This is a genomic window from Rhodopseudomonas sp. NSM, from assembly GCF_052445935.1.
Lineage (GTDB): Bacteria > Pseudomonadota > Alphaproteobacteria > Rhizobiales > Xanthobacteraceae > Rhodopseudomonas.
Window position 1 is genome coordinate 12,137 of record NZ_JBQTCH010000005.1, and the last position, 15,515, is coordinate 27,651.

Below are 15,515 nucleotides of genomic sequence, written 5' to 3' on the forward strand. Positions count from 1 at the left end.
CGATGCAGGCCGAGCGTTAGGGGAGACACGGCCATGCGTCTGTGACGAAGTCACCGGGGGCCGCGGCGCCGCGCGCCGCCGCCATCGGCCGCAGAGGCGGCCGCGTCCACCTGTTCCAATCGCGGCTCGGCAATTTCCGAAATTCGGGGCATGTCCAGGATCGTCAGCCGATGGCGGCCGCTCTTCACCAGGCCCTGTTTCTGCCAGGCGCTCAAGATGCGGCTGACGGTGAAGTAGGTGAGACCGGCCATCGAGGCGAGATCGGTGCGGGTGACCGGAGATTCGATGTGAAGCCCCTCCTTGGTTTCGATTCCGGCTTGCGCGGACAGCCGAAGCAGGCTTGCGGCAATTCGCTGTGAGACGGACTTTCCCGTCATCTCGGTCGCAAGCTGCAGCATCTCGTGAGCGCGGTTGCCGACGATGGCCAAGACGTTGTTGGCGATCGCCGGGTGCCGATTGGTCATCTCGATGAACGAGCAGCCGCGCCATGCCAGCACGGTGGTGTCTTTGAGCGCGGTCGCCGTCGCTGGATAGGAGCGCTGTCGAATCGCGGCCACGCAGCACAGATCGCCAGGCCCCATGATCCTGAGCGTGATCTGCTCGCCCTCGCGATTGAGCTGGGTGACTCTGACCAGTCCCTCGACGATCTGAAAAAGGTTTTCCGGAGCATCGCCCTGATGGAAGAGGGCGCTGCCCGGCTGGATCTGCCGAACGATCGACGATTTCAGCAGCAAGGCCGCGTCCATCTCCGAGAGATGCGAGAACAATGCGCTGTGCGCCACGGCTTCGCGTCGAACACCCATTTCCATTCCAGACCTGCCACTGTTTCTAAGGGTGGACGCTTCCTCCTGATGCTGACCTATCAGCGGAAATGACGCGTTGTATTTTGAAGCCCTCTAAGTACCGCGCACATATTTGTCACAGTGTCCGTCAATCAGATCCATCGCATGTCGGGAATGGGAGTTGTTTGCGTCAAAGCAAAAGACTCGAGCGACCGATCTGTATGGTCGGCCGCGATCGAGAAAGCCCGGTTGCCATCGAGATCAAATCCGAAAAGTCAAACTCGTTGCTGGGCCGCGCAGGCGTCTTCGTTCTGCGGGCGAGGGCGGCTTTTCATTTTTGAAGCAGTGGAACGGCATCGCGGCGGGGACGCGCCGCGTCATGCACGATGAGGGGCATTTCGATGAACGTAGCTGGGCAGACGCAGACCGAAGGAGTGATCAGCGCAATTCGGCGAGCCGGTCGCCGAGGATCTGTGCGCACATTCACCGCCGCCGTGTTGTTGTCGTCGACCAGCCAGGCCTGCTTCGCGCAATCGGCGACGCCCGGGTCGACGATCACGCTGGAGCCGGTCGTCGTCGAAGCGCCGCGGCAGCCGGTTCGCTCCGTCGTCCGGCAGCGCTCCTCGACTCCGCGTTCGGCGGCGACCGATGTGACGCCCGCGGCTGCGGCTCCGTCGGTGACGCCTGCGGACGTCGTCCGTCAGCGCTTCGAGCTATTGCCGGGCGGCGTTGCGCTGGTGTCGCGGGAGGACATAGCCGATCGCGGCAATCCGACGCTGGCCAACAGCCTGAGCGGTATTCCCGGACTGATCGTGCAGAACTTCCTCGGCTCCAATGATCAGCCTCGGATCCAGATGCGCGGCTCCGCCCAGCAGAATCCGGCCGAACGCGGCGTTCTGGTGCTCAGCAACGGCCTGCCGATCAATCGTGCCGACGGCTCCTACATCATCGGCTTCGCCAATGCGCAACAGGCCGAATCGATCGAGGTGTATCGCGGCTATATGGCCAACCGCCTCGGCGCCACGGTGCTGAGCGGCGCGATCAACTTCGTGTCGCCGACCGGATCGAGCCAGCCCGGCACCCAGATCGGCGTCAGCGGCGGCAGCTTCGGCCAGATCAACACCAGCGGGCAGACCGGCGGGAAGAAGGACAATGTCGACGCGTTCATCCAGTTCGACACTGCCCGCCGCGACGGCTACCGCGGCTACAATTCGTCGGAGCGCGTCAGCGTCAACGGCAATGTCGGCGTCGCGCTGTCGGAGAACGTCAAGACCCGATTCTTCATGGGCTATACCGATCTCGGCTTCGACGTCCCGGGGCCGGTGAACAAAACCACGCTGTACGCCAATCCGAAGCAGGTCAACGCCGGCCCGACGGTGGTCGGAGGCGTCGCGGTCAATCCCGGTCCCAACGCCGTGCGCGACAAGCCGCGGCGGGAGGCAAGTCAGTTCATGGTCGGCAACCGCACCACGGCTGTGTTCGACGCGCATCTGTTCGACGTCGCGATGGGCTACACCTACACCGACGACATGTTCCGCTTCCCGATCTCCTCGGGTGTGCGCACCACGCAGGGCGGCGACTTCACCGGCGTGGCCCGCTACGCCTACAATCCGGCGGCGGCGCTGCTGCCGCTGTTCGAGACCACCGCGCAATACACCGTCGGTTCGGCCGATCGCAGCTACTCGCTCAATCAAAGCGGCCAGACCGGGTCGCAATTCGGCGCCAACCGGCTGAACGCCCAGACGCTGTCGCTGTACACCGGCGCCAACGTTCCGGTCTGGCACCAACTCGTGGTGTCGCCGTCGATCTCCTACGCCTATGCGACGCGGGACAGCGACGATGTCTACGGTTCGGCGCGCCGGCCGACGATCGCGTACAACCCGGCGAATCCGACGGTTCTGCTGCCGAACGGATCTGTGGCGACCCAGAGCACCAGCTATTCGCGCAACTATTCAGGCTGGAGTCCGAGCCTCGCCTTGAGCTATCGGCCGGACGCGATGCAGACCTTCTTCATCGCCGGCAGCCACAGCTTCGAGCCGCCGACCCATGACGATCTGATCGCGACGATCAACGGGACGCCGAATTCGAGCCCCGGCCGGCCGACGCCGGGCAATCCGTCGCTGGCGGCGGCGGCGTTCGCGACGCCGAATCTGGCCGCGCAGACGGCGAACACGGTGGAGGGCGGCTGGCGCGGTCGTGCCGATCGCTTCTCCTGGGACGTCGTGACCTACTACTCGTGGGTCGATAACGAACTGCTCACGCTGCGGGACGTCACCGGCGCGCTGCTCGGGGCGGTCAACGCCGACCGGACCACGCATTTCGGCGTCGAACTCGGCGCCGGCGTCAGGTTCACCGATCGGTTGTCCGGCCGCATCGCCTACACCTATCAGAATTTCCGCTTCGTCGACGATCCGGTCCGCGGCAACAACCGGCTCGGCGGCGTGGTGCCGCATCTGATCTATGCGCAGTTGCAGTTGCAGGCGACCGACGCCTGGATGGTGCAGGGCGCGGTGCGCTGGAGCCCGTCAGAGGTGGCGGTCGACAACGCGAACACGCTGTTCGCCGACCCCTATGCGGTCGCCGATCTGCGCAGCGAGTACCAGATCGACAAGACCTTCCGGGTGTTCGGCGAGATCACCAATCTGTTCGACAAGACCTACGCGGCGACGACGCTGGTGGTCGATCGCGCAACGTCCGGCCAGGCTGCGTTCCTGCCGGCCGACGGACGCGGCTTCTACGCGGGTATCAAGGCAAGATTCTGATCAACAAGGAAATCGGGTTCGACATGAGCATGCGCATCAAACTGGCGGCGTTGACCGTCGCCATCGTCATCTCCACGCCGGCGGCGGCGGAATCGCCGAGCCTGGAGCATTTTCTGGAACAGTGGGACAATGACGGCGACCGCGCCGTCACCCTGGCGGAGATCCGGCAGGGACGCGAGCAGCGGTTCTTCGCCTTCGACGCCGACGCCAACGGCTATATCGATCCGCAGGAGTACGACCGCTTCGACAAGGTGCGCGAGGCGGGCATCGCGCGTTTTGCGCCGGAAGACCAGGACAAGATCCGGCAGGTGGCCAAGGGACTCACGCGGGCGTGGAACGACACCGACGGCGACGGCCGGGTTTCCCGCGCCGAGTTTCTCGACGGTGGTGAAACCTGGCTGAAGGCCCTCGACAAGGACGGCGACGGCCGCGTGACGATCAAGGACCTGTCGTAGTTCTTCGGATCGACAGAGGCGAATCGTGCGACGCGCCTTTTCCGTCCAGTTGCGGGCCGGCGACGGGAAGAACGATCTCGAAAACCGAGCCACCCGTCTTCGATGGTCTGTATCGCGCGTGTCCGCCATGCGCCTCGGCGATTGCGCGGACCACGGATAATCCGAGGCCGGAGCCGCCGAATTGCCGAGACCGGGAGGGCTCGGCGCGTGCGAACGCATCGAAGGCCTGTGCGGCGAATTCTGCGTTCAGGCCGGGCCCCTCGTCTTCGACGGCGATGACGACGTCCGCCTTCTCCAGAGTCATCCGGATCTCGATCGCCCCGGGCGTCGCGTGGCGGCGCGCATTTTCCAGAAGCGCGAGTAGCGCCTGTCGGATCCGCGCGCCGTCGCATGGCAGCGTCACCGGTCGGGTCGTCATCCGGACAGTGAAACCGGCCCCGTCCAGGGCAGGGCGCATCGCATCGACGGCCTCCTCGACCTCCTTGACGAGATCCGTCAGTTCGACACGCATGTCCAGGCGCTGGCTGTCCGAGAGGGTCACGACCCGCAGATCGTCGACGAGACGCGACAGATTCTCGACCTGGGCCAGCAAACTCCTGAACAGTTCGTCGCTGGGTTCGAATACGCCGTCGGTGAGGCCATGCAGGCGGCCGCGCAGAATTGTCAGCGGTGTCCGCAGTTCATGCGCGATGGCAGCGTTCCACGACGCCATCGACTCCGCCACGTCCTGCAGCCGTTGAGCCATCGCGTTGAAATCGTCGACCAGTTGGGCGGTTTCGCCGAGCGAGCGATCGCCCGCCACCGCGCGCGCGGTGAGGTCGCCGGCTGCGATTTTGCGGGCGCCCTCGGCCAGCGAGTTGAGCGGCGCGAGGATGCGCCGCGTCAGCCGAAGCGCGGCGTGAATCGCGATGGCGAGGCCGAGCAGAAGGAAGATCGCGATCAGGATGAAGTCGGGTGCTTCCGGCAGCAGCGGCGGCGGGCCGGGGGGCGGCGGAAACCAGGTGAGATAGATGGTGTAGAAGATGAACGTGCCGACGAACACCATCAGCACCGCGATGGCGGCGACGACGCTCATCGACAGCGTGATCTGCCGGCTGAGGCGATAATGTCTCATGCGGCATTCAACCGGTAGCCGATCCCGCGCACGACCGACATCATGCCGGTCGCGCCCGCTTCGTCGAGCTTGCGGCGCAGATTGCTGACATGGCTGTCGACCGTGCGCTCCAGCGCATCGCCGCCCGGAAGGCAGGCGTCGATCAGCTCGTTGCGGCCGAAAGCCCGCGTCGGCGCCTTTGCCATGTGAGCGAGCAGCCGGAATTCGGTCAGGGTCAATTGCAGCGGCATCGAGACGTCATCGCCGTGCACCTTCGCGAGATGACTCTCGAGGTCGACTTCGAGCTTGCCGATGCGGAGGATCGTTCGACTGGCCGCGTGGCCCGACCGTCGCAGCACCGCCTTGGCGCGGGCGACGACCTCCAGCGGGTTGAACGGCTTGACCACGTAATCGTCAGCGCCGAGACGCAATCCCTGCAGACGATCGAGATCCTGATCGAGCGCCGTGATCATGATGATCGGCGTCTCGCCCCGACGACGCAACTCGGCGAGCACGTCCCAGCCGTCGATTTTCGGCATCTTCACATCGAGCAGAACGAGATCCGGCTTCAGGATCGCGTGCTGATCGAGCGCCGTCTGCCCATCGGCCGCAGTCACGGTTCGGAATCCTTCGCGCACCAGATACGCGTCGAGAATCCTGGCGATTTCCGGCTCGTCTTCAGCGATGAGGATGAGTTCGTTCATGGATCGTCGTCCAGCAAGGTCGCGCCGATCGGGACCATTTGCGGAATCGGCTCGGCTCGAGGCGCGCCTGGTTCAGTGGTCCCATGACCAGTCGTATGCGGGCGGAACATCGTCATCGGACGGATCGTGGTCGCGGCTCCAGCCGTGATCGTCACGCCAGTCCTCGGCGCGGTGGCCATCATAGCGGTACGGCCATGAAGAAAACCTGTAGTCGAGGCGGCGATCGGGGCGGCAGGTGCCCCAGGACGTGACATGCCAACCGCGGCCGCATTGCCAGCCCGCCTGGATCACATCCGGCGCGTGCAGCGCATGGCCGAGCGGCATCGCCACCGCACTTCCGCCACCCAGCGTCAGCGCGCCCATCAAAACCGCGGTTCTCAATAGTAACTTTCTCATCGGATCACAGAGCTCCCTGACGACGTCGCGACGGCGACCGGTCTGTTGTTAGCGAAGATCGCGGCCGAAATGCTGCCAGCGGAACGCCGCGCCGGAGCGACCGCTGCGCGCCGAAATCTCCGGTAATTCATTGATTCAGATATTGATTTGACGATGAGCGGAGCGCATTCGGCAGTCGCCGGACCGCCACCTCCATCAAACCTCCACCAAGTCTCCACACGCGGCCAATGCGCCGCGGATAAGCCTCGCGCGTCGTCGCATCGCGCTCCCGCGCCCCGGCGGGCTGCCGCCCCGCCATACTCCCTCAAGAGTGAAACCCGTGTCGTCCCATTCAAAGATCGCCGCCATCGCGGCCCTGGCGTTTGTCGTGGCGCTCGCCGGCTGCGAGCTCCGGCGAGACGATCGCGGTGCCGATCCCGCCGGCGCCGTCCGCCCGGAGGTCGGCATCGTGACGCTGCGCCCGCGGGCGGTGGTGATGACCGCGGAGCTTCCCGGTCGCGTCGTCGCTTCGCAGACGGCCGAGGTGCGTCCCCAGGTGTCGGGCATCGTTCAGCAGCGGCTGTTCACCGAGGGCGGCGAGGTCGCCGCGGGCGCGGCGCTCTACCAGATCGATCCTGCGCCCTACAAGGCCGTCTATGACAGCGCCGTCGCGGCCTTGCAGAAGGCGGAAGCTGCGGTGCCCAGCGCGCAGGCCAAGTCGGAGCGCTATCAGGGCCTCGTCAAACAGAGCGCCGTCAGCAAGCAGGATTTCGACGATGCGGTCGCCGCGCTCGCGCAGGCGAAGGCGGAGGTGGCCACCGCGAAAGCCGCCGTCGAGACCGCCAGAATCAATCTCGACTACACGACCATCAAGGCGCCGATCGGCGGCCGGACCGACCGCTCGTCCCTGACGCCCGGTGCGCTGGTCACGGCCGGCCAGACCGGGCTGCTGACCACGATCCGCACGCTCGACCCGATCTTCGTCGACGTCATTCAGTCGAGCACCAACCTGCTGAACCTGCGGCAGGCGATCGACTCCGGACGCCTGAAAGTGAGCGGTCCGCATGTCGCGGTGAAACTGAAGCTGGAAAACGGCGCGATCTATCCGCTGGCCGGCAAGCTCGAATTCTCCGAGGCCAATGTCAGCACCTCGACCGGCACGGTGACGTTGCGCGCGGTGTTTCCCAATCCGCAGCGACTGCTGCTGCCCGGGATGTTTGCCCGCGCCGTGGTCGAAGAAGGCGTGGCGCCCGACAGCTTCCTGGTGCCGCAGCGCGCCGTCACACGAAATACCAAGGGTGAGGCGACCGCGATGTTCCTCGACAAGGACGGCAAGGCCGAGCAGCGCGTTCTGTCGGTGATCCGCAGCGTCGGCAACAACTGGCTGATCGGTGCCGGCGTTCGCGAGGGCGATCGGGTGATCGTCGAAGGCACGCAGTATGTCCGCCCCGGGCAGATGGCCACCGGCGCCGAAGTCGTGGTCGACGACACCACCGGCGAAGTGCGCGGGCGCCTGCCGCCGCAACGACGCGCCGCCCGCCCGAGGGCGGAGCCATGATCTCCGCATTCTTCATCAGGAGGCCGATCTTCGCCTGGGTGATCGCGATCGTGATCATGCTCGGCGGGCTGTTGGCGCTGACCACGCTGCCGGTGTCGCAATATCCCGAGATCGCGCCGCCGACAATCCAGATCAGTGCGAGCTATCCCGGCGCGGACGCGCAGACGGTCGAGAACTCGGTGACCAAGGTCATCGAACAGGGCATGACCGGACTCGACAACCTGGACTACATGACTGCCTCGTCGACCTCGAGCGGGCAGGCCGAGATCACGCTCACCTTCACCAACAAGGCCAATCCGGACGTCGCGCAGATGCAGGTGCAGAACAAGCTGCAGCTCGTCACCGCGCTGTTGCCGTCGATCGTCCAGACCACGGGTCTCTCCGTCACCAAATCGACCAACGGCTTTCTGATGGTGGTCGGCTTCGTCTCGACCAACGGCAAGATGAGCGAGACCGATATCGCCGATTATGTGAAGAGCTCGCTCAACGACACGCTCAAGCGGGTCGAAGGAGTCGGCAATACGCAGCTGTTCGGCGGCGGCTATGCGATGCGGATCTGGCTCGATCCGGAGAAGCTGCTGAAATACGCGCTGACGCCGGCCGATATCACGGCGGCGATTCAGGCCCAGAACACCCAGGTTTCGGCCGGTCAGCTCGGCGGCCTGCCGGCGCGCAAGGGGCAGCAGCTCAACGCCACCGTCACCGCGCAGAGCCGGCTGCAGACACCGGCACAGTTCCGCGACATCGTCGTCAAGAGCGACCCCAACGGATCGATGGTCCGCATCAACGATGTTGCGACCGTCGAACTCGGCGCGGAGGACTACACGAGTTCGTCGACCTACAACGGCCTGCCGGCGACGGGGCTCGCCGTGAATCTGGCGACCGGCGCCAATGCGATCAGGACGGCCGCTGCGGTCAAGGCGGTGATCGACGGGCTGGCTCCGACGTTTCCGCAAGGCGTCAAGGTCGTCTACCCCTACGACACCACCCCGTTCGTCGAGATCTCGATCCGCGACGTCACCCGCACGCTGGTCGAGGCGGTCGTCCTCGTCTTCGTGGTGATGCTGGTGTTCCTGCAGAACTTCCGCGCGACGCTAATTCCGACGCTGGCGGTGCCTGTCGTGCTGCTCGGCACCTTCGGCGTGCTGGCATTGGCCGGCTATTCGATCAATACGCTGACCATGTTCGCGATGGTGCTGGCGATCGGTCTTCTGGTCGACGACGCGATCGTGGTGGTCGAGAACGTCGAACGCGTCATGCATGACGAGGGGCTGTCGCCGCGCGAGGCGACGGCCAAATCGATGACGGAAATCACCGGCGCGCTGATCGGCATCACCACGGTTCTGTCGGCTGTGTTCGTGCCGATGGCGTTCTTCGGTGGTTCGGTCGGGGTGATCTATCGGCAGTTCGCGGTGACGATCGTCTCGGCGATGGTGCTGTCGGTGATCGTGGCGCTTGTGCTGACGCCGGCCTTGTGCGCGACGTTTCTTCGTCCGCCGAAGCCGCACGACGAGAAGCGCGGCGTGTTCGGATGGTTCAACCGCGTTCTGGGTCGGGGCACGGATGCGTATCACGCCGGCGCGCGTGGCATGCTGCGGCGTCCGCGGCAGGGGCTCGCCGCCTTCGTGCTCGTCATCGTCGCCGCCGGCCTCTTGTTCGTCCGCCTGCCGAGCTCATTCCTGCCCGAAGAGGACCAGGGCCTGCTGATGGTGTCGGTGCAATTGCCGGTCGGCGCCACCACGGATCGCACGGAGCGCGTGCTCGACCAGGTCACCCGCCATTTCCTCGATCACGAGACCAAGGCGGTGGATGGCCTGATGACGGTGACGGGCTTCTCGTTTTCCGGGGCCGGCCAGAATGTCGGCATGGCCTTCGTGCGTCTGAAGGACTTCGCCGAACGCAAGGGCGCCGATCTTTCAGCCAGTGCTGTCGCCGGCCGTGCCATGACGGTGTTCGCCGGCATTCGCGACGCAAAGGTGTTCGCGCTGGCGCCGCCGGCGATCGAAGGGCTCGGGACCAGCAACGGCTTCGATTTCTATCTGAAGGATATCAACGGCGCGGGCCACGACAAGCTGATGGCCGCGCGGGATCAACTGCTCGGCGCCGCGGGTCAGAACCGGCTCCTGACCGGGACCCGCCCGAACGGGCAGGACGACACGCCGCAATTTTCGATCGACATCGATCGGGAGAAAGCGAGTGCACTCGGCCTCAATCTCGCCGACGTCAATTCGACGCTGTCGATCGCATGGGGCAGCAGCTACGTGAACGATTTCATCGACCGCGGCCGCGTCAAGCGAGTTTACCTGCAGTCTGCTGCGGATTTCCGGATGCAGCCGGAGGATCTGAATCTCTGGTACGTCCGCAACAGCTCCGGCGCAATGGTCCCGTTCTCGGCCTTCGCCTCCGGCCGCTGGAGCTTCGGCTCGCCGCGGCTCGAGCGCTACAACGGAGCAGCCGCGGTTCAGATCCAGGGCAACGCTGCGCCGTCCGTCAGCTCCGGCGCCGCGATGGCGGAGATCGATCGCCTCGTCGCCGGCCTGCCGGCCGGCTTCGGCCACGAGTGGACCGCGCTGTCGCGGCAGGAGCAGCTCTCCGGCAATCAGGCGGCGTCGCTGTACGCGATCTCCATCCTGGTGGTGTTCCTGTGTCTCGCCGCGCTGTACGAGAGCTGGTCGATTCCGTTTGCCGTGATGCTGTCGGTGCCGGTCGGCGTGTTCGGCGCGCTGGCTGCCGCGCTGCTGCTCGGTCAGAGCAACGACGTGTACTTCAAGGTCGGTCTGCTGACCACGATCGGTCTTGCGGCCAAGAACGCCATCCTGATCATCGAATTCGCCATCGCGCGGCAGCAGGCAGGGATGGGATTGCATCGCGCCACGCTGCTCGCCGCGCGGCAGCGGCTGCGGCCGATCCTGATGACGTCGTTTGCGTTCATCCTCGGCGTCGCGCCGCTGGTCGTCGCCAGCGGTGCCGGCTCGGCGGCGCAGAATTCGATCGGCATCGGCGTGATGGGCGGCATGCTGGCCTCGACCCTGCTGGGCATCCTCTTCGTGCCGCTGCTGTTCGTCGTCGTCCGGCGTGTGTTCAAGGGTGCGGCCGGCACCGAGATCCCCGCCAGCGCCACCCCGTCCTACGCGATCGGCCTTTCGGGCCGGCGAGACTCGTGAGCAGATGATGGAAGCGCGAACAGGGATGATACGGGCTCGGCAATTGTTTGCGCGCTGCCGGCGCGCCGGAGTGCTGCTCGTCGCCTTCGCGACGTTGGCGACGACGGCCACAGCGCTGAGCGGGTGCGCCATCGAGATCCCGCTGAACTCGGCAAAGACGCTGCCGCCCGCTCAGTCCCCGGCGGCACCTGCGAAACCGAAGGCCGCGCCGTCCTTTGCGATGCTGATGATCCTCGTCGCCGTGATGCTGGGCGGATGCGCGGTCGGACCCGACTATCGGACGCCGCTTCTCGCGACGCCGCCGCAGTGGAGCGGGGCCGGCGTCGCGATTGCGCGGCCCGCGCTGCCACGCTGGTGGACCCGGCTGCGCGATCCGACGCTGGATCGGCTGGTGGTCGAGGCGGTGGATGGCAATCTCGATGTCGCGACGGCAAGTGCGCGCGTGCGCGAGGCGCGGGCGAGCTATCGGCAGGCCGTGGGCGCGCTGCTTCCGACGATCGCCAACAGCGACTCGGCAAGGCTGGCAAAGGTGGCGGATGTTTCGTCGGCGGCACCCGGCCGACCGAACCTCGGCGGTCCGTCATCGTCGGTAGGATCGGACGGCACCTCCGGTCTGTATCAGGCCGGCTTCGACGCGAGCTGGGAACTCGATCTGTTCGGCGCCAACCGCAGGGCCGTCGAAGCCGCGGCATACGGCATCGATGCTTCGGACGAAAATCTGCGCGCCGTGTTGCTGACGCTCGTCGGCGACGTCGCGTCGAACTACGTCGAGGCGCGCGGCTATCAGGCGCGCATCGCGCTCGCCCGTCGCACGGCGCTGTCGCAGGACGAGACCACCAGGATCACCCGCAACCGCTTGGCGGCGGGCACCGCGTCCGCCGCCGACCTCGCCAATGCAACGGGGCAGGCGGCGACGACGCGCGCCGTCATTCCCACGCTCGACACGGCCTATGCGGCAGCGGTGCATCGGCTGTCGGTGCTGACAGGGCGGCCGCCGGCTGCTCTGACGGATCTATTGGCGCGGCCGAGGCCGATCCCGGCGCCGAAGCTGCCGGTGCCGGCCGGGATTCCTGCCGATATTCTTCTGGCGCGGCCCGATGTGCGGCTGGCGGAGCGCCTCTACGCGCAATCCACAGCGCGGATCGGGCAGGCCGAGGCGGCGCTGTATCCCAGCGTCAGCTTGGCGGGGAATATTGCAACTTCGGGCACGAAGCTCGGCGATCTCGGCAAAAACTCGTCGATCAGCTGGGCGCTCGGCCCGACCCTGACAGTGCCGATCTTCAACGGCGGCAAATTGCGCGCGGCGGTGGAGATCGCGCAGGCGCAGCGCGACCAGCAGTTTCTGGCTTACCAGACGTCGGTGCTCACCGCGTTGAAGGATGTCGAAGACGCGCTGGTGTCGCTGAGTAACGAGCGTTCGCGAAGCCGCATTCTCGCGACATCGACCACGGCCTATCGACAGGCAGTGAGCCTGTCGCAGACACTGTATCGATCCGGATCGTCGAGCTTCCTCGACGTCCTGACCGCCGAACGGTCGCTCTACGGTGCCGAAGACGCGCTGCTGCAAAGCCGGGTCCGGATCGTCTCGGACTATATCGCACTCAACAAGGCGCTCGGGGGTGGATGGGACGGCGAGGTCGATGCGCTGAGGCCGGAGGTGATCGACGTGAACACCGGCCCGCATCCAGCCGGTGCGATCACGCTTCGGCATGCGGCTCTATGAGAGAGACGATTGGCGAAAGCCATTTCGACAATGCAGGATCAACAAGGCAGGAGATCAAGCCATGAGATTGGACCGGACAAATCGTGTTTCCCTGGTACCGGCGCAGGAAGCGGACCTGACGGACTTCCGACTAGGCCTGCAGGACGCGTTCGCGGCGGGCTTCACGGCGGCATTCGGAGCGGCGCCCGAAGGCCCGATCCCGTCGGACGCAGAACTCGGCGATTTCTTCCATGCGCCGGGGGCGGTCACGTATCACGTCATGCTCGACGGCGTGCGGGTCGGCGGGATCGTGCTGACGATCGACACCGCCACGCATCGCAATTCGCTGGATCTGTTCTTTGTCTCCACCGAACATCACGGACGAGGCATCGGCTCCGGAGCGTGGCGTGCGATTGAATCGATGTATCCCGATACGCTGGCATGGGAAACGCACACGCCGTATTTCGAGAAGCGCAACATCCATTTCTATGTCAACAAATGCGGCTTCAAGATCGTCGAGTTCTACAACACTCATCATCCGGATCCGCATCCCGAGACCCGAGAGGGCATCCCGGGCGGGGAATCGTTCCGGTTCGAGAAGGTGTATGCTGAACGATCGGCGTTTTCAGATGAACGATGACCACCGCGCCTCACTAACAGCGCGCCGGCTCCCCACGTCCGCCCACGGCCGGGGACGTCCGGAACGATGCCAATGACGACGCGTTCCTGGCACGGCGCTCTTCTGCTCTGCCACACGAGATCGAGAGCACTGTCAGGGATCTGGGAACAAGAGCGCCGTACTCGCGTGGGCGGGTAGGTCGTCGCCTGAAATATTTGGGCAGAGACGGTTAGCTCCACCCAATTCTCCCGGCGAATCTGGGGCAGAAGCGGACGCGTGCCCCGACGGCCTCCTTCGAGCGTTTCGATCTGACGCTTGAGGTCAATCACCGTAGGGAAGCCTAAACCTCCGCATAGGTCGGACTGATCGCCCGTACAATCGTCCTCGATCGCCTACGTCCTTAGTCTCAGCATCGTGGAACCGAGGCACGTCGAAGCGTGCCGCCAATCGAGGAGTTCGCGATGAATGCTGTGGATCAATCCTCCACGATGATCGATCGGCGCGCCGTCCTGATCGGCGCCGCCGGCCTCACAGGGGCGCTTTCCATGCCGTCCGGCCTCGCCTGCGCCGCTCCTCAACAATCTCCGCCCGCCAGCAAAAGGACCGCGCCGATGAGCACCGTCACCACCAAGGACAAGGTCGATATTTTCTACAAGGACTGGGGCCCGAAGTCGGCACAGCCGATCGTGTTCCATCACGGCTGGCCGCTGTCGTCCGACGACTGGGACACCCAGATGCTGTTCTTCCTGAAGCACGGCTATCGCGTGGTCGGGATCGACCGTCGCGGCCACGGCCGCTCGCAGCAGGTCGCGGACGGCCACGACATGGATCACTACGCCGTCGACGCGGCCGCGGTCGTCGAACATCTCGATTTGCGCCGAACGATTCACATCGGCCACTCGACTGGCGGCGGCGAGGCGACGCGCTATGTCGCGCGCCACGGACTGCCGCAGGGCCGCGTCGCCAAGCTGATCATCATCGGTGCGGTGCCGCCGCTGATGTTGAGGACCGAGGCCAATCCCGGCGGTCTGCCGGTCGAGGTGTTCGACGGATTGCGCGCCAGTCTCGCGGCCAATCGCACGCAGTTCTACATCGATTTCCCCTCGGGGCCGTTTTACGGCTTCAACCGTCCCGGCGTGGCGACAATCCAGAGTGTCGTTCAGAACTGGTGGCGGCAGGGCATGATGGGCGCCGCAAACGCGCATTACGACGGCATCAAGGCGTTCTCCGAGACCGACTTCACCGAAGACCTCAAGGCGATCGACGTGCCGGCGCTGGTGATGCACGGCGAGGACGATCAGATCGTGCCGATCGCGGATGCGGCGCCGCTGTCGGCCAAGCTGCTGAAGCACAGCACACTGAAGACCTATCCGAAATTTCCGCACGGCATGTGTACGACCCATGCCGACGTGATCAACCCCGATCTCCTCGCCTTCATCAAGGCGTAGCGCCGATCGTTTCCGTGCGCGGCGGTGGCGTCCAGCTTCGCCGCCGCGCGTCAATCAACGTCACAGGGAGTAAGGCGAGATGCGGATCGTCGTGATCGGAGGCACCGGCCTCATCGGTTCGAGAACAATCAATGTGCTGCGCCAGGCGGGTCATGAGGCGATCGCGGCGGCGCCGAGCACGGGCGTTAACACCGTGACGGGCGAAGGGCTCGACGCGGCGCTCGTCAACGCCGACGTCGTCGTCGACCTGGCCAATTCGCCGTCGTTCGAGCCTCCGGCTGTGCTGAACTTCTTCACCACGCACGAGGCCAATCTGGTCGCGGCCGAATTGCGCGCCCGCGTGAAGCATCACGTGGTGCTGTCGATCGTCGGCACCGACCGCCTGCAGGGCAACGCCTATTTCCAGGCCAAGGTGGCGCAGGAGAACGTCGTCAAGCGGTCCGGCGTGCCATACACGGTGATCCGCTCGACCCAGTTCATGGAATTCATCGGCACCATCGCGGAGTCGGGAGACCGCGACGGCGTGGTTCACGTCGCGGCCGGATTGTTTCAGCCGATCGCTGCAGATGATGTCGCGGCGATCGTGGCCGAGACAGCGCAGTCCAAGCCGCGCTACGCCACCATCGAAATCGCCGGGCCGGAGCGCGCGCCGTTCGACGAGTTCATCAGGCGCTACCTCGCGACGTCGAACGATCGTCGATCGGTCTGCGCCGATCCGGACTGGCCGTATTTCTGCAGCAGGCTCGACCGGCTGTCGCTGGTGCCTCTCGGAGATGCGCGGCTCGGCCGCCTCGACTTTGCCGGCTGGACGGCAGCCCACGCCGCCGCGGCGGTCGGATAAGCACAGGAGGAC

At 65.5% G+C, this 15,515-nt stretch carries 12 protein-coding genes; 8 read left to right on the plus strand and 4 right to left on the minus strand.

Features of this window, described 5'->3' with window-relative positions:
- Positions 1–50: 50 nt before the first annotated feature.
- Positions 51–809, minus strand: coding sequence for a Crp/Fnr family transcriptional regulator (locus ACTZWT_RS14120; RefSeq protein ID WP_444770318.1), 759 nt, complete (start codon positions 807–809; stop codon positions 51–53).
- 374 nt (positions 810–1,183) lie between these two features.
- On the opposite strand from ACTZWT_RS14120, the gene ACTZWT_RS14125 reads away from it, so the two are divergent.
- Positions 1,184–3,544 (plus strand): TonB-dependent receptor family protein, encoded by a 2,361-nt coding sequence (locus ACTZWT_RS14125; RefSeq protein ID WP_444770319.1) that lies wholly within the window; start codon positions 1,184–1,186, stop codon positions 3,542–3,544.
- 23 nt (positions 3,545–3,567) lie between these two features.
- Complete coding sequence (locus ACTZWT_RS14130) at positions 3,568–3,999, plus strand: hypothetical protein (RefSeq protein ID WP_444770320.1); 432 nt, start codon at positions 3,568–3,570, stop codon at positions 3,997–3,999.
- Here ACTZWT_RS14130 and ACTZWT_RS14135 read toward each other — a convergent pair.
- The 3 genes from ACTZWT_RS14135 to ACTZWT_RS14145 form a co-directional block, all read right to left on the minus strand.
- Positions 3,983–5,113 (minus strand): ATP-binding protein, encoded by a 1,131-nt coding sequence (locus tag ACTZWT_RS14135; RefSeq protein WP_444770321.1) that lies wholly within the window; start codon positions 5,111–5,113, stop codon positions 3,983–3,985. The two genes, ACTZWT_RS14130 and ACTZWT_RS14135, sit on opposite strands and share 17 nt — an antisense overlap.
- Positions 5,110–5,796, minus strand: coding sequence for a response regulator (locus tag ACTZWT_RS14140; RefSeq protein WP_444770322.1), 687 nt, complete (start codon positions 5,794–5,796; stop codon positions 5,110–5,112). Before ACTZWT_RS14140 ends, ACTZWT_RS14135 begins: the two co-directional genes overlap by 4 nt.
- A gap of 72 nt (positions 5,797–5,868) precedes the next feature.
- The gene (locus ACTZWT_RS14145) at positions 5,869–6,177 is read right to left on the minus strand and encodes a GCG_CRPN prefix-to-repeats domain-containing protein (RefSeq protein ID WP_444770323.1); all 309 of its coding nucleotides are present in this window, start codon (positions 6,175–6,177) and stop codon (positions 5,869–5,871) included.
- A gap of 334 nt (positions 6,178–6,511) precedes the next feature.
- On the opposite strand from ACTZWT_RS14145, the gene ACTZWT_RS14150 reads away from it, so the two are divergent.
- The 6 genes from ACTZWT_RS14150 to ACTZWT_RS14175 all read left to right on the plus strand — a co-directional run bounded on the left by ACTZWT_RS14150 (position 6,512) and on the right by ACTZWT_RS14175 (position 15,503).
- Complete coding sequence (locus ACTZWT_RS14150) at positions 6,512–7,729, plus strand: efflux RND transporter periplasmic adaptor subunit (RefSeq protein ID WP_444770324.1); 1,218 nt, start codon at positions 6,512–6,514, stop codon at positions 7,727–7,729.
- Complete coding sequence (locus ACTZWT_RS14155; protein WP_444770325.1) at positions 7,726–10,893, plus strand: efflux RND transporter permease subunit; 3,168 nt, start codon at positions 7,726–7,728, stop codon at positions 10,891–10,893. Before ACTZWT_RS14150 ends, ACTZWT_RS14155 begins: the two co-directional genes overlap by 4 nt.
- A gap of 220 nt (positions 10,894–11,113) precedes the next feature.
- On the plus strand, positions 11,114–12,616 hold the full coding sequence (locus ACTZWT_RS14160) for an efflux transporter outer membrane subunit (RefSeq protein ID WP_444770623.1): 1,503 nt from the start codon (positions 11,114–11,116) through the stop codon (positions 12,614–12,616).
- A 61-nt stretch (positions 12,617–12,677) separates the two neighbouring features.
- Positions 12,678–13,235 carry a GNAT family N-acetyltransferase gene (locus ACTZWT_RS14165; RefSeq protein ID WP_444770326.1) on the plus strand — a complete coding sequence of 186 codons (558 nt, stop codon included), beginning with the start codon at positions 12,678–12,680 and terminating at the stop codon, positions 13,233–13,235.
- A 590-nt stretch (positions 13,236–13,825) separates the two neighbouring features.
- Complete coding sequence (locus ACTZWT_RS14170) at positions 13,826–14,662, plus strand: alpha/beta fold hydrolase (RefSeq protein WP_444770327.1); 837 nt, start codon at positions 13,826–13,828, stop codon at positions 14,660–14,662.
- A gap of 79 nt (positions 14,663–14,741) precedes the next feature.
- Positions 14,742–15,503, plus strand: coding sequence for an SDR family oxidoreductase (locus ACTZWT_RS14175; protein ID WP_444770328.1), 762 nt, complete (start codon positions 14,742–14,744; stop codon positions 15,501–15,503).
- Positions 15,504–15,515 lie beyond the last annotated feature (12 nt).

Excerpts from the sequence above, each read along its gene's own strand:
- ACTZWT_RS14130 (WP_444770320.1), top strand. The coding sequence starts at position 3,568 with ATGAGCATGCGCATCAAACTGGCGGCGTTGACCGTCGCCATCGTCATC.
- ACTZWT_RS14135 (WP_444770321.1), bottom strand. The coding sequence starts at position 5,113 with ATGAGACATTATCGCCTCAGCCGGCAGATCACGCTGTCGATGAGCGTC.
- ACTZWT_RS14160 (WP_444770623.1), top strand. The coding sequence starts at position 11,114 with ATGCTGATGATCCTCGTCGCCGTGATGCTGGGCGGATGCGCGGTCGGA.
- ACTZWT_RS14125 (WP_444770319.1), top strand. The coding sequence starts at position 1,184 with ATGAACGTAGCTGGGCAGACGCAGACCGAAGGAGTGATCAGCGCAATT.
- ACTZWT_RS14155 (WP_444770325.1), top strand. The coding sequence starts at position 7,726 with ATGATCTCCGCATTCTTCATCAGGAGGCCGATCTTCGCCTGGGTGATC.
- ACTZWT_RS14175 (WP_444770328.1), top strand. The coding sequence starts at position 14,742 with ATGCGGATCGTCGTGATCGGAGGCACCGGCCTCATCGGTTCGAGAACA.
- ACTZWT_RS14120 (WP_444770318.1), bottom strand. The coding sequence starts at position 809 with ATGGAAATGGGTGTTCGACGCGAAGCCGTGGCGCACAGCGCATTGTTC.
- ACTZWT_RS14165 (WP_444770326.1), top strand. The coding sequence starts at position 12,678 with ATGAGATTGGACCGGACAAATCGTGTTTCCCTGGTACCGGCGCAGGAA.
- ACTZWT_RS14140 (WP_444770322.1), bottom strand. The coding sequence starts at position 5,796 with ATGAACGAACTCATCCTCATCGCTGAAGACGAGCCGGAAATCGCCAGG.
- ACTZWT_RS14170 (WP_444770327.1), top strand. The coding sequence starts at position 13,826 with ATGAGCACCGTCACCACCAAGGACAAGGTCGATATTTTCTACAAGGAC.